This window comes from Vibrio sp. R-1, assembly GCF_035615595.1.
Lineage (GTDB): Bacteria > Pseudomonadota > Gammaproteobacteria > Enterobacterales > Vibrionaceae > Vibrio > Vibrio cholerae.
Window position 1 is genome coordinate 1 of the sequence record NZ_WPDC01000093.1, and the last position, 12,489, is coordinate 12,489.

The window sequence follows — 12,489 nt, forward strand, 5'->3', positions numbered from 1 at the left end:
AGAATTTCCTTAGGAGTGAAACATGAACATTGTACAAGCGTCGCAGTCTCGCTATTCCACCAAAGCGTTTGACACCAGCCGCAAGCTATCTGAACAGCAAGTCGCCGATCTCAAAGAGTTGGTACGCATGAGTGCCTCTAGCGTGAACTCACAACCTTGGCATTTTATTTTGGCTGGCAGTGATGAAGGCAAAACACGCATTGCCAAAGCCACGCAGGGCGGTTTTTCGTTTAACGAGCGCAAAATTTTAGATGCCTCGCACGTGATGGTGTTCTGCGCCAAAACCAGCATTGATGACGCGTATCTGCTCTCTCTGCTGGACAACGAAGATAAAGATGGCCGTTTTGCGAATGAAGAAGCCAAAACTGGCATGCATGGCGCGCGTAGCTACTTTGTAAACTTGCACCGTGAAAATCTGAACGATGCTGAGCACTGGATGCAAAAACAAGTTTACCTCAACGTGGGTACACTACTGCTTGGTGCTGCAGCCATGGGCATTGATGCGGTGCCGATTGAAGGTTTTGATGCTCAAGTGCTGAACGAAGAGTTTGGCTTGACTGAAAAAGGCTTCAACAGCGTGGTGATTGTGCCACTAGGTTTCCACAGTGAAGACGACTTCAACGCCAAACTGCCTAAATCACGTTGGCCGGCGGAAGCGGTCTTTACCGAGCTGTAAGTTATGATCCATTTACTCGCAGAAATCAAAGCCTTCCCCGATTCAGCGCAGCAAGTGCAAGCGCTGCTCGAAGCGCTCCTTGAGCCTAGTCGCAATGAAGAGGGGTGTTGCCAATATGAGCTGTATCGTGACAACTCGATTGAGGGGCTATTTTTAATGCAGGAAATTTGGTGCTCGGAAGAGAGCTTGCAAAAACACCAACAGAGCGACCATTTCCAGCATTTTCAGCAAAAGATCGGTGAGCGCGAGATGTTGGAATACCTGCAGTTACGCCCACTGACTTTTGTTGGCTAACGAGGATTTTGCTCTCGCTCTTGAATGGCTGTCAGCACCGCACGTCGTTGTTGGCAGCCTTTTTCACGAATGAACTCCTGAAAAGCGCGAATGGTTGGGGTGATCAAACGTCGATCGGCACACACCATATAAATGGGTACAGGGCCGCTTTCCCATTCCGGCAAAATCCGCACTAAACGCCCATCAATAATGTCCTGACTGATGTCCATCAGCGATTTATTGGCAATGCCTTTGCCTTTTACCGCCAATCTGTGTACTACTTCGCCATCATTACAGGCAGGATTGCCTTGCACCACCACACTGTGCGTTTCGCCATTGCGGCTCAAAATCCATTTGTTGTGTAGCGTATCGGCCAGCATAAAGCACAGACAGTTGTGATGCTGTAAATCGTCAGGATGCAGAATGGGCGGGTGAGCGGCCAAATACTCTGGCGAAGCACACAATACGCGCTCGTTAGAATCGCACAGCAACATGGCAACCAAATTGGAATCGGCGGGCTGACCATAACGAATCGCGATATCGACCGGATTGGCGTACATATCCGTCAGACGATCAGAGAGATCCAGTTTCACGGTGACATTCGGGTGCAGCGCGATAAATTCATCAATCCAGTCGAGCAGCAAATTACGCCCCAAATCGGAAGGCGCGCTGATGTGCAGTTGCCCAGCCAACTGGCCACGCGCACAAGCGATCTGATCCAAACCCTCTTGCAAGGTGGCCAGCGCGGTTTGGGTTTTGGCAAGAAAGATTTCGCCCTCATGAGTTAAACGAATATGTCGCGTCGAGCGCACAAACAGCGGAAATTGCACTTGCTCTTCCAAGCGGCGGATCGCAGCGCTCACGGCGGCGGTTGTGAGTGATAAGCTGTTGGCCGCTTTAGAAAAACTGCCTTGGCGCGCCGTTTCGACAAACAAATTCAAATCATTGAGTGCTTTCATCTTTCTAGCCTATTGAACGAGTTCTAGAGTGGCATCCATCGATTGAAGGATCTCCACGGCCTGATACGCTTGCCAACGCTGCTCTGCGCCCGCATCACCGCCTTGTGCTTTGCGCTGATAGTGCTGCTGCAACTGCTGTAAATAACGCTGCGCGATCTTTGATTGATCTGTGCCGCTGACTTGCCACAGCGATTCACCGGCCAAAGAGAGAGGGTGAGAGCAACCCCCCGAACTGTGAGCGATTTGCACATGCAGTAGCTCATAAATGCGCTGATTCTCTTCCACTAAACGCTCGCTTTTCAGCTCCGCATTCAGCGCGATTAACTGCTCGCGCAAGGTATAAGTGTGGTGAACAGGGCACAGCAGCAGGTCAAACGTCATGCTTGGGTGACGCTTGGCAAGCTCGGCAATAAATTTCGTCATCAAATCTCCGCCCACACCGGCGATGATGATTAGATGCGATCCGGCGTTGGCTTCGAGTGGTAAATCGCGCACATCAAGACAGTAAGTGCGCCAGCGTGGTGAATCGGTCGTGGCAGGAAAATAGCGGATTAAATCGAGCGTCACCTTCTCAATCAAAGACGGAACGATATCGACAAAATGCACTGTGCTGTTTGGGTGCTGTTTGAGCAACGCCGCACCGAGTAAGCCGTGGTCGCAGCAGCAATCCCAAATATGGTCGTAGTCGCGCTTTACCTGTTGGACTAACTGAGTCAGCCGTTTTCCTAATTTCATGCCATACCTACATGCGGTAACTAAAAGCAGCCGCCGCTATCGGCTGCCGAATTAAAACAGAGGCGGCCATTTTACTCAGGTTCGGAAAAATGTTGCAGAGAAAATAACAAACTGGTTAATGAGCAGTTCTTCTTAACGGGAGAGTGATTTATAGTGGTTGCCTGTAACCTGTTCTGACAAAAGGAAATGTCATGGCGGCTTTGTTTTTCAAGTGCTTGCTTGGAGCGCTTGCGGTGTTGATCATTGCCCTGTTATCGAAAACCAAAAGCTTTTTTATTTCCGGCCTTGTGCCGCTATTTCCCACCTTTGCTTTAATCGCCCATTACATTGTTGGCACCGAACGCACCATGGAAGATCTGCGCACTACCGCGCTGTTTGGGCTGTATTCGCTTATCCCGTATGCGGCGTATCTTCTTGCGGTGTATTACTTTAGTTACCGCTTGAGCCTTACTGGCACTCTGGTCTGTGCCACCTTGGTTTGGCTGGTATTTGCTGCACTTTTACTGGTGGGTTGGACTCGTTTACACCCGAGCATGGCCTAAGCTCACTCGCCATCATGAAACGGATTTAAGGAGAAAGCTGTGTCTGTAGAAAAACCCGAGCCTGTAGAGAAAACGCCAACAAGATTGCCCGTGGCCGAATGTGTCTCTTTTTTGCTGATCAAAGAGGGCAGTTGTCTGCTCGAACGTCGCTCAGCAACCAAAGCGAGCGATCCTAATATCATCGCGATCCCCGGTGGGCATATCGAAGCGGGAGAAAACCAAGCGCAAGCGTTGCAGCGTGAAGTGCAAGAAGAGTTAGGCGTGGACGCTACGCGCAGCGTTTATCTCTGCTCGCTCTATCATCCGACAGAATTTGAGCTGCAACTGCTGCACTATTACGTGGTAGATCAATGGCAAGGTGAGATCGCCTGCCACGAGGCGGATGAAGTTTTTTGGACGCCGATTGCGCCAAGTGCGGTGGAAACCGTTGCTGATAAAATCGCGATTGAAGAGTTCCAACGCCTGTATCCACGCTATCTGGCGCTTTAAATTCGCGCTCAATCATTCGTCAAGGAGAGACTATGCCGTTAACTCGATTAACTTTGCAGGATGAAGCGGCGTTTGCCGAGTTCTTCCAAGATTTTCAGCGCCACGACCCGATCAACTGTGATTTTTACCGCCAAGGCGATGAGAATTTTGCCGACTACGTGCAACTGCTGGATGACCACGCCCACGGCCAAAACCTGCCTTGTGGCTACGTGCCTTGCAGCTATTTTGGGTATCAGGACCAACAAGGCAAGATTTTGGGTGCGCTGCGTTTGCGCCACCACATTGATACGCCATTTCTTACTAACGAAGCGGGGCATATTGGCTACGATGTTGCACCCAGTGCGCGCCGCAAGGGCATTGGCCGCGAAATGCTGCGCCTTGGATTGATAGAAGCCAAACGCTTAGGTTTAAAACGCGTGTTGCTGGTTGCCGATAGCGATAATCACGCATCACGCCGAGTGATTGAAAGCAACGGCGGTGTGTTTGAAAGCACGATCACCGGAGAGTATTTCCCCTCTTTACTGGCACGCTACTGGATTGACCTTTAACCACAAGGACGTGAGATGAAAATTGCGATTCTGGATGATTACCAAAATGTGGTGCGTGGCTTAAACGCCTTTCAATGCTTACAAGGGCATGACGTCACCGTATTCAATGACAGCCTGAGCGATGAAACCGTATTGATTGAGCGCCTGAAACCTTTTGAGGCTTTGGTGCTGATTCGCGAGCGCACCCCAATCACTGAAAATCTTTTGGCTCATCTACCAAACCTGAAACTCATCAGCCAGACTGGAAAAGTCAGCAACCATATTGATGTGCCTCTGTGTGAGCGTTATGGCGTGACCGTGTTAGAAGGCATCGGCTCTCCCGTTGCCCCAGCAGAGCTGTGCTGGGGTTTAATCCTTGCCGCTTCGCGCCATTTGCCAAGTTATATCGAGCAGTTACACGCAGGTCATTGGCAACAAAATGGCGGATTAGGCTTAGGTCGAACCCTCTCTGGTCGCACTTTAGGTATTTGGGGTTTAGGCAAAATCGGTCAGCGCATTGCTCAATTTGGTCACGTATTTGGTATGCCAATCTTGGTGTGGGGCAGTGAAGCCTCGCGGCAAAAAGCGCTTGAGTTGGGTTATCAAGCCGCCGCCGATAAAGCCGAGTTTTTTGCTAAAGCCGATGTACTTTCACTCCATTTACGTTTGAATGACGCCACGCGTGGCATCGTCACCAAACAAGATCTGCTTGCCATGAAACCCGATTCGCTGTTTGTGAATACCAGTCGAGCGGAGTTAGTGGAATCGGGCGCACTCTACTCAGTGATGCACGCCAACCCAACGCGCCAAGCCGCGGTCGATGTGTACGAAAACGAGCCCGCGTTACCCAGCAGTGAGCCGCTGCTGAGTTTGCCCAATGTGCTGTGCGCGCCGCATCTGGGTTATGTGGAGAAGAACAGCTACGAGATCTACTTTCAGGCCGCGTTTGAGAATGTGGTCAAGTTTGCTCACTCGGCCGCAAAAGCGTGACTGAGCGATAAGGCCTAAAGGAAACACAGCATGTTCGAAAGAGTTTCTTTCACACTCTTTATTCAAATCTTGATTATCGCCGCCGTGGCTGCGGGGACAGGGACGCTACTCTCCATCCCACTTTCTGAAATGTTTATTGCCTCGGGTTTGGTTATTGTGCTGCACAAGAAGCGTTGGCTAACTATTCATACGCCGCCGTGGCTGCTGCTGTTTGTGCAAGTCGTGCTTGGGATCAGTGTCGGCGCGACCATCAGTTTGAGTGAGCTAGGTACCACCTTAACCTTGCCGGTGATCGTGGGTTTGGTGTGCTGTTTAACGCTGCAAATCATCAGTAGCTATTTATGGCTCACCAAAAAAGAGGGTTGGACGCCGTTTGAATCTCTACTCGGTGCCGTACCGGGTGCGATGGCCGCGATTTTGGTGATCAGCGAATCAAGCGAAAAACCTTCCGCCAAAGTGGTCTATTCCCATTCTGTGCGCCTGATGATCCTCACTTTGTTGGCACTGTTGATCTCCAACAGCGCGCCAGATAGCGCACCCGTAGACGGCAGCCTGACCGTTTACGCTTGGCTTATTTTCTTGGCTCTAGCGCTGATGAGTTTGCTACTGGGTAAAGCTTCCACCTTACTCGGCATTCCTGCGCCTTATATGTTGGCTGCGTTACTCATCACCGCCAGCTTTAATGGCTTTGCCACCGGCATTGATATGCAACTGCCGAAATGGATGGTGATATTCGCCACCGCTTTACTCGGCATTTTGATTGGCTCACGCATTGCCGATACCACACTGCGCGAAGCCATGGCGTATTCCCGCGCAGGGGTAATGGTCACCATGATTGGCCTTTTGGTCGCGGTGGGTGTCTCCGGCGTCTTTTCTATTTTGATCGATAAATCATGGGTCGTGCTGCTGCTTTCTTGGGTTCCCGGCAGTGTAGAAGCCATGACCGCGGTCGCCTTACTGCTCGGAATGGAGCCCGCGTTTGTGATGATTAACCACGCTCTGCGCCTGTTGTTGCTCTACTCACTGCCCGCCATGCTGAAAAAGCAGTTAGAGGAGTTGAAGGGGAGGTAGTTATTGTTAGCTCAATTTGTAATAACTCAAGGTACACAAGTTTGTTTGATACATCATGTCAAACTCAGAATTGATAAGTGTGTGTTGTTTCATAGACTCTGAGTGCCTGCTTGATGTATAAGTGGAAAAACTTTTGAGGTATTGGTCATGAACAAAATAATCACAATGTCAGATGGGCTTGAGGTTGAAGTTGAAGTTAGAGAGGGAGAGTTACTTGAGATTTCTAGTGCAGGTGTAGTGGATGCATCACTCGATAAGCTAAAAGAGTTACTATCAAAAGTCATTACACCCGTCAATGACGCCTATCAAACTGTTTCGCAAACGGTAGCTTTAGAATCAGCGAAAGTATCTGTAGGTGTTAAATTTGGGGTTTCTGGGAATGTGTTTGTTGCAAAAAGTAGTGCAGATGCAAGCATAAATATCGAAATGACTTTTAAGGCAAAATAATGGACGAGTCAATTGTTAAAGTACATTGTCGAGAAAATAAATATTTTGGTACTGGTTTTGTTATTAAATCGGAACAGTCTGGATGTTATATTTTAACCTGTGGGCATGTTATAAATAATCTTAAAGGGCAAATTTTAGTCGATGATAAATTTGCACGAGTTGAAAAAAACAAATATAACGATGGTTTAGATATAGCATTACTCTTTGTTGATGGTATGAAAGCTATTGAATTTGGACTTATTGAACCAAATGAAGCTAGTTCATACACAGTTCATGGATTTACGACATTAGCCAACAAAATAAAAAAAGAACCGATTAAAAATATAAAAATAAAAGTAGGATTATCCTTAGAGGATGTTAATGGATATGTTACTAACACTATTAAAATATTCACAACGGAAAATATAACTAATGGTTATAGTGGTTCTCCAATAATATGTAATCGTACAGGTTTAGTTGCAGGCATCGTTCAGCTCCAAGAAAATAACAATATAAATTATGGAATTTCAAATAGTCATGTATTAGACATTATTAACGTGGAAGTTATTGAAAGCAAAATATGTCCTAAAAGAAGAATAAGATCAAATCTAACAGAAGAAAATATTTTTTATATTTCTAAAACATTAGAAAAAGACTTTCAAAGAACTTTAAGTTGTTTTTCAACTCAAAATTGTACTTGGGTTGAACCTAAACTTTATTCTGACGATGAAAAGAATAAAGTACGGTCTGAATATATAAATGTAAATAATCTAATATCAAACCCTAGATCGATAATGATTAATGGTAGGCAGCAGTATGGTCTGACTTCTTTAGCTAAATTTATGGTCAAGGAAGCATGGAATAACCTCACTAAGGGCTTCTGGTTATACTTAGATGCAAGTGAATTGAAAGCTAACAAAAAAAGTATTGAAAGATATGTCAATGACAGATTATTCGACTTCAGCTTGTCATTTGATGACATAGAATGCATCGTGATTGATGAAGTATCACATACAGTCCAAGAAGCTAATAAAATATTGATGTACATTAATGAGATTTTTATAGATCTACCAATCGTTGTTATGTACTCCATTTGTGACAGTGCTCCAATTGCTTCAGATAATATATCGATTGAAAGACATTTTGAGAAAAGATACATATGGTCGTTAACTAGAAGTGAAATTAGAAGTATAGTTAGTTCTTACAATGCATCAAGTAAATATATTGGTTCTGATGATTCTGTAGTTAATAGGCTGACTTTAGACTTTGAGTTTTTAAATATTCCAAGAACTCCACTTAACTGTTTAACATTCTTGAAGATTTATGAATATGATTTTGATGAATCTCCTGTAAATAGAACAGGTATGATTAGTAAAGTTTTGTATTTGCTTTTTAATATTGATGATATACCAAAATATAAGACCAGACCAGATCTTAAAGATTCGGAATATGTTTTAGGGTTTTTCTGCGAAAAAATAATTAGAGAACATAAATTCTATTTTACAAGAGATGAGTTCCTATCAGTTGTAAGTGGGTTTTGTCGAGATTCAGAAATTGATCTAGAAATTGAAGTTATTTTTGATGTGTTAGCTGCAAATAATATTATTGTACAAAGATTAAATGATTTCTGTTTCAAATTTTCTTATTGGGTTTTTTACTTTGCTGCTCATAGAATGCATCAAGATTCAGATTTCTGTAATTTTATTTTTAATGATATGCAATATGCCTCTTATCCGGAAATAATTGAATATTATACAGGAATTGATCGAAGACGTGATGAAGCGATAGGGAAATTATGTACTGATATTAAAACCATTCGAGAGCTTGTTGAGGAAAAGTGTCAATTTCCTGATGATTTTGATATATATAGTTCAATGCGTTGGGAGCCATCTTTGGAATCATTAGAAGAAGTTAAAGAGATGATGACTCTCGGAGCTATGAACTCTAGTCTTCCTGATGAAATAAAAGACAGCTATGCGGATAAGCAGTATAATAATATTAGACCTTTAAGCCAAGATGTTCATAAAGTTCTAGAAGAGTATTCTTTGCTACGTTTGCTTAAAACACTTCAATCTGCATCAAAAGCTTTGAGAAATAGTGATTATGTTAAGCCTGAATTAAAACATGCTCTATTGGATGAGATTTTGGTTAGTTGGGATTTAGTAGCCAAATTTCTAGTTATGATCGCTCCGGCTTTAGCTAAATCAAGAAGAGTGACAGTAGGTGGTGCTAGCTTTGTTTTAGAGTCAGGTTTCGATGGCTCATTTGAAGATGTACTAAGTTCTCTATTGCCAAATATACCTGTAAATGTTATCGGATGGTTTCAGGATGATGTTTTCTCAAAGAAAATGGGTACATTGATTTATAAAAATGCTTCTAACAAAACTAACAGTATGGCGCTTTACTACATTGCATTATTATTAATTAGTAAACGTCCAGACGGATGGGGTGAGTATTTAAAAAATTATATTACCAATTTAAATAAGAACTCATTTTATTTATATAGTTTATTTAGAGAACTTACAGGATTATATAAATATGGATTTATTGACCGAAAAGAATTAGAAGAAGTTGGTTGCATGATAAAAGCAACTATCGCCAAACATAATGGTGTTAAATCGCTAGGTGTTAAAGCAATTAATAAAGTCCCTGATAGTATGCTACCTGAACGCATAGAAACTTAAATTTCATTTTTGCCTAACCTTCAACCGATTTTTATTATCTCGATTGGCGATCACTTGTGCTTGATCGTCAATCTCACCGAGGCTTTTGGCTAAACGGTCATACAGCACAACATTGACGGTGGCGGCGAGGTTCATACAGCCGTGGGTGGGCACGTAAACCACATGATGCGCTTGATCAACCACCTCTTGCGGCAGCGAACCATCTTCGGGGCCAAACAGATAAATCGCTTGTTCTGGATGGGTAAAGTGAGGCAGCGCAGTTGCACCTACCGCCAGCTCGACACAGACGATTTTGACTTCACTATCCAATCCCGCAGTGAGATCGTCCATCTCGACCAATCCAATACGTTCATGGCTATTTTGAGTATCGGTCTGAAATTTCACGGCGCGAGCATAACGCGTACCGTTGTAACGCACTTGAGTGGCGTTGTAGCAGCCAGCGGCACGCATTACTGCGCCGACGTTGGTTGGGCTTTTCGGGTTGTGCAATCCAATAATTACGGTGGAAGAGGTGATCATTGCGGTGGTTCTACTTCTGTGTTGCTTTGATTTGAGCTTGGCTCACGAGTGGCGCGATTGTCGCTCTAACACGAGAGAAAAGCCAGTTGATCGCTCCATCTGAGCATTGACTCAGGAGAATTCATTAAGCAATCGATTGCTAATTTTGCTTTTGTTCGGTGGCGATAAATGGCTCAATCAGAGTAAATCGTGCGCAAACGATTGATCGTATGAATATTTGTGGGAGCAAGGTCACTAAAATCATTATTACAAATTGTTGATAATGGTTATCAATTGCATCAGTATTCGTGCTTTATTTTTGACAAGGATCAAATTATGCAGTTGAAACCTTTGTTCACTCTTCTTCCTGTCGTTTTGAGTAGTGTCGTTCAAGCACAAGAGAATACCGAGCAAGCCGTCGATGAAACCGTTACGGTTCATGGTCAATCGATTCCCACCGATCAACGTACTCGTTCTGATTTAGATAAAGTGCGCAGTATTGCCAACGCGGATATTTTTTCCGGCATCACGAGTGTGCAGAGTAATAACATGCACAATGAAGCGGGGGCATTGGATATTGGCATCCGTGGTGTGCAGGGCGAGGGGCGTGTGCCGATCTTTATTGATGGGAGTTTGCAGTCCACTCATACCTCTCGTGGCTATCAAGGGGTGAGTGATCGCACTTATATTGATACCGATTTGCTCAGTTCATTGACCGTCAATAAAGGGGCAACGATTGAGAGTTCACCTTATGCCAGTGGCGCGGTGGGCGGTGTGGTGAATGCCACGACCTTGGGTATCAAAGACATCATCAAAGATGATCAAGCCTTCGGTGTGGTACTGAAAGCACGCGCCAATAACCACAATCGGACGCCTGATGTTTCGAGTGATTACTCGGAACAAGGCCAATACGCGCTTGATGAGCGAGGTGAGCATTCTGCATTTAAACACGGTTCACTTATGCTTGGATTGGGCTATCAGGCCGAATCATTCAATACGGTACTGGCGTACAGTAAGCGTTCAAAAGGCAATCACTTCGCTGGCAAGAAAGGTTATGAGGAGTATCAAGAGCCTGTTGTTGGGCAAGGGCAAGAAGTCGTCAATACCAGTTTTGAGAGTGACTCTTGGCTGTTCAAACTCGCGAGCGACACTGGCACGGCACACAATGCCGATTTTAATTACCGTCACCATGCGCAAAAAGCGGGTGAAGTGCTGATGGCGTATTGGTACAAATCTTCAGAAGATTGGGAAGGGAACCCATACCCCGATGGCAAAGACAGAATGCCGCAGTGGGGGCTAGGAACCGCCAAAGTGAATACCTACAGCGCCAATTACTATTACCAACCGGATCATCCTTGGCTCAATTTGAATGCTAACTTTTGGTACACCGAGGCTGATCTGGCGCAATACAATGGGCTTTGGGCGCTAGGAACCAACGCGGAGCAATATTTTCATGCATATCACAATGATCGCTCTGGTTTGAGTCTGACCAATGAAACCTTACTGACTCAGTGGCCAGTCAGGCTGAATTATGGTTTGGCTCAGCAGAATGAGCGTTTATCTCCCGAAGAAGATGGGCAAACCCGCTTTACCAAGACGGTGACTTCCCGCCACGGAAAACGCACGGCGCAGAACCTGTTTGCAAATGCGGATATCGATTACTCGCCGTTGAGAGTTCAGCTTGGCCTCAATCTGCACAATGCCAAGTCAACCGATTATCAAACCAAGCAGCAGTTAGACTACAAGGAGAAGCTCGATCTGCTCAGTGAGTTCACCTACGCCTTAACACCTAGCACTCAGCTGTTTTTGAAATCCTCACGCACTTATCGTATGCCGAGCTTGTATGAAACAACGCTATCAAATGAGGTGTTCAGCTATAACCCATACAACCCGATCAAACCGGAACAAGCGTGGAACAATGAGGTTGGCGTGCAATTTATGGCGTCGGACAGTGTGCTGCAGGATGATCGTTTGAATCTGTCGGTGTCCTATTTCCGCAACAGTATTAAAGACTTCATTTCAGGTGGACGATTGGCGAAAACCCCGGGTATGTCTGAATGGCAGGCGAACTTTACCTTCACCAATTATGATAAGTTGCAACTCTCTGGTTGGGAGTTGGGGGCTCATTACCAATATGCTTGGTTGTACACCCACTTCGCGGCGACCTTGTACAGCGAGACAAAGATTTGTTCCGTTCAACAAGCGCAATACGCGGAGAGTGATACCTGTAATTCGCTCGGATTTGCATGGGGATTAACCCCAACGCGTATTCCGCCAAAACAGAATTTGTACCTGAATGTGGGTACGAAATTCTTTAACGATACGCTCGATTCTGGGGTGAAAGTTTCTTATCACTCAGGCAAATCAAACCCTAGTGATTGGTTGGCGGGCACGGCGGCCAATCCGATCCTTGAAATTCCGTCCGATTACACGATTGATCTCTATTCACAGTACGAGTTGAATGCCAACACCCAGCTGTTCTTTGCGGTCAACAACGTGACCGATCGTTATCAAGTGCGTCCGGGGTCTGTGGTCAGCATGCCGGATCCGGGGCGAACCATTACGCTCGGATTTGAAATCTCTTATTAAGCGAATCGTTTAAGTCTCGTGCTATAAAAC

The 12,489-nt window shown here is 45.3% G+C and carries 13 protein-coding genes; 10 read left to right on the forward strand and 3 right to left on the reverse strand.

The window, feature by feature from the left end; translation table 11 throughout:
• The first annotated feature begins 22 nt into the window (after positions 1 to 22).
• Together nfsB and GOU96_RS14970 are read left to right on the forward strand one after the other, a co-directional pair.
• Positions 23 to 676, forward strand: a complete 654-nt coding sequence (gene nfsB / locus GOU96_RS14965; RefSeq protein ID WP_148537472.1) for an oxygen-insensitive NAD(P)H nitroreductase — start codon at positions 23 to 25, stop codon at positions 674 to 676.
• Between the two features lie 3 nt (positions 677 to 679).
• Positions 680 to 970 carry a putative quinol monooxygenase gene (locus tag GOU96_RS14970; protein ID WP_000581563.1) on the forward strand — a complete coding sequence of 97 codons (291 nt, stop codon included), beginning with the start codon at positions 680 to 682 and terminating at the stop codon, positions 968 to 970.
• Here GOU96_RS14970 and GOU96_RS14975 read toward each other — a convergent pair.
• The gene (locus GOU96_RS14975; protein WP_000645865.1) at positions 967 to 1,908 is read right to left on the reverse strand and encodes a LysR family transcriptional regulator; all 942 of its coding nucleotides are present in this window, start codon (positions 1,906 to 1,908) and stop codon (positions 967 to 969) included. The genes GOU96_RS14970 and GOU96_RS14975 overlap by 4 nt on opposite strands.
• Positions 1,909 to 1,917: 9 nt before the next feature.
• The gene (locus GOU96_RS14980) at positions 1,918 to 2,643 is read right to left on the reverse strand and encodes a tRNA (adenine(22)-N(1))-methyltransferase (RefSeq protein WP_267782985.1); all 726 of its coding nucleotides are present in this window, start codon (positions 2,641 to 2,643) and stop codon (positions 1,918 to 1,920) included.
• A 191-nt stretch (positions 2,644 to 2,834) separates the two neighbouring features.
• Here GOU96_RS14980 and GOU96_RS14985 point away from each other — a divergent pair, with 191 nt between their 5' ends.
• The 7 genes from GOU96_RS14985 (at position 2,835) to GOU96_RS15015 (ending at position 9,372) form a co-directional block, all read left to right on the forward strand.
• Positions 2,835 to 3,185 carry a GlpM family protein gene (locus GOU96_RS14985; RefSeq protein WP_000729333.1) on the forward strand — a complete coding sequence of 117 codons (351 nt, stop codon included), beginning with the start codon at positions 2,835 to 2,837 and terminating at the stop codon, positions 3,183 to 3,185.
• Positions 3,186 to 3,224: 39 nt separating this feature from the next.
• Positions 3,225 to 3,674, forward strand: coding sequence for an NUDIX hydrolase (locus GOU96_RS14990; protein WP_267782987.1), 450 nt, complete (start codon positions 3,225 to 3,227; stop codon positions 3,672 to 3,674).
• A gap of 32 nt (positions 3,675 to 3,706) precedes the next feature.
• Positions 3,707 to 4,222 (forward strand): GNAT family N-acetyltransferase, encoded by a 516-nt coding sequence (locus GOU96_RS14995; protein ID WP_267782990.1) that lies wholly within the window; start codon positions 3,707 to 3,709, stop codon positions 4,220 to 4,222.
• A 15-nt stretch (positions 4,223 to 4,237) separates the two neighbouring features.
• Complete coding sequence (locus GOU96_RS15000) at positions 4,238 to 5,191, forward strand: D-2-hydroxyacid dehydrogenase family protein (protein ID WP_267782993.1); 954 nt, start codon at positions 4,238 to 4,240, stop codon at positions 5,189 to 5,191.
• A gap of 30 nt (positions 5,192 to 5,221) precedes the next feature.
• Complete coding sequence (locus tag GOU96_RS15005; RefSeq protein ID WP_267782996.1) at positions 5,222 to 6,262, forward strand: AbrB family transcriptional regulator; 1,041 nt, start codon at positions 5,222 to 5,224, stop codon at positions 6,260 to 6,262.
• A gap of 147 nt (positions 6,263 to 6,409) precedes the next feature.
• On the forward strand, positions 6,410 to 6,709 hold the full coding sequence (locus GOU96_RS15010; RefSeq protein ID WP_116672102.1) for a CU044_2847 family protein: 300 nt from the start codon (positions 6,410 to 6,412) through the stop codon (positions 6,707 to 6,709).
• A complete protein-coding gene (locus GOU96_RS15015; protein WP_189015885.1) occupies positions 6,709 to 9,372 on the forward strand; it encodes a S1 family peptidase in 2,664 nt (887 codons plus the stop codon). The genes GOU96_RS15010 and GOU96_RS15015 overlap by 1 nt, the downstream gene beginning before the upstream one ends.
• Positions 9,373 to 9,375: 3 nt before the next feature.
• Here the strand turns inward: GOU96_RS15015 and GOU96_RS15020 are convergent, their stop codons facing one another.
• Entirely contained in the window at positions 9,376 to 9,891 is a 516-nt protein-coding gene (locus tag GOU96_RS15020; RefSeq protein WP_258501394.1) for an RNA methyltransferase, read from the reverse strand.
• A gap of 213 nt (positions 9,892 to 10,104) precedes the next feature.
• Here GOU96_RS15020 and GOU96_RS15025 point away from each other — a divergent pair, with 213 nt between their 5' ends.
• Entirely contained in the window at positions 10,105 to 12,459 is a 2,355-nt protein-coding gene (locus tag GOU96_RS15025) for a TonB-dependent receptor domain-containing protein (protein ID WP_080483412.1), read from the forward strand.
• The last annotated feature ends 30 nt before the right edge of the window (positions 12,460 to 12,489 follow it).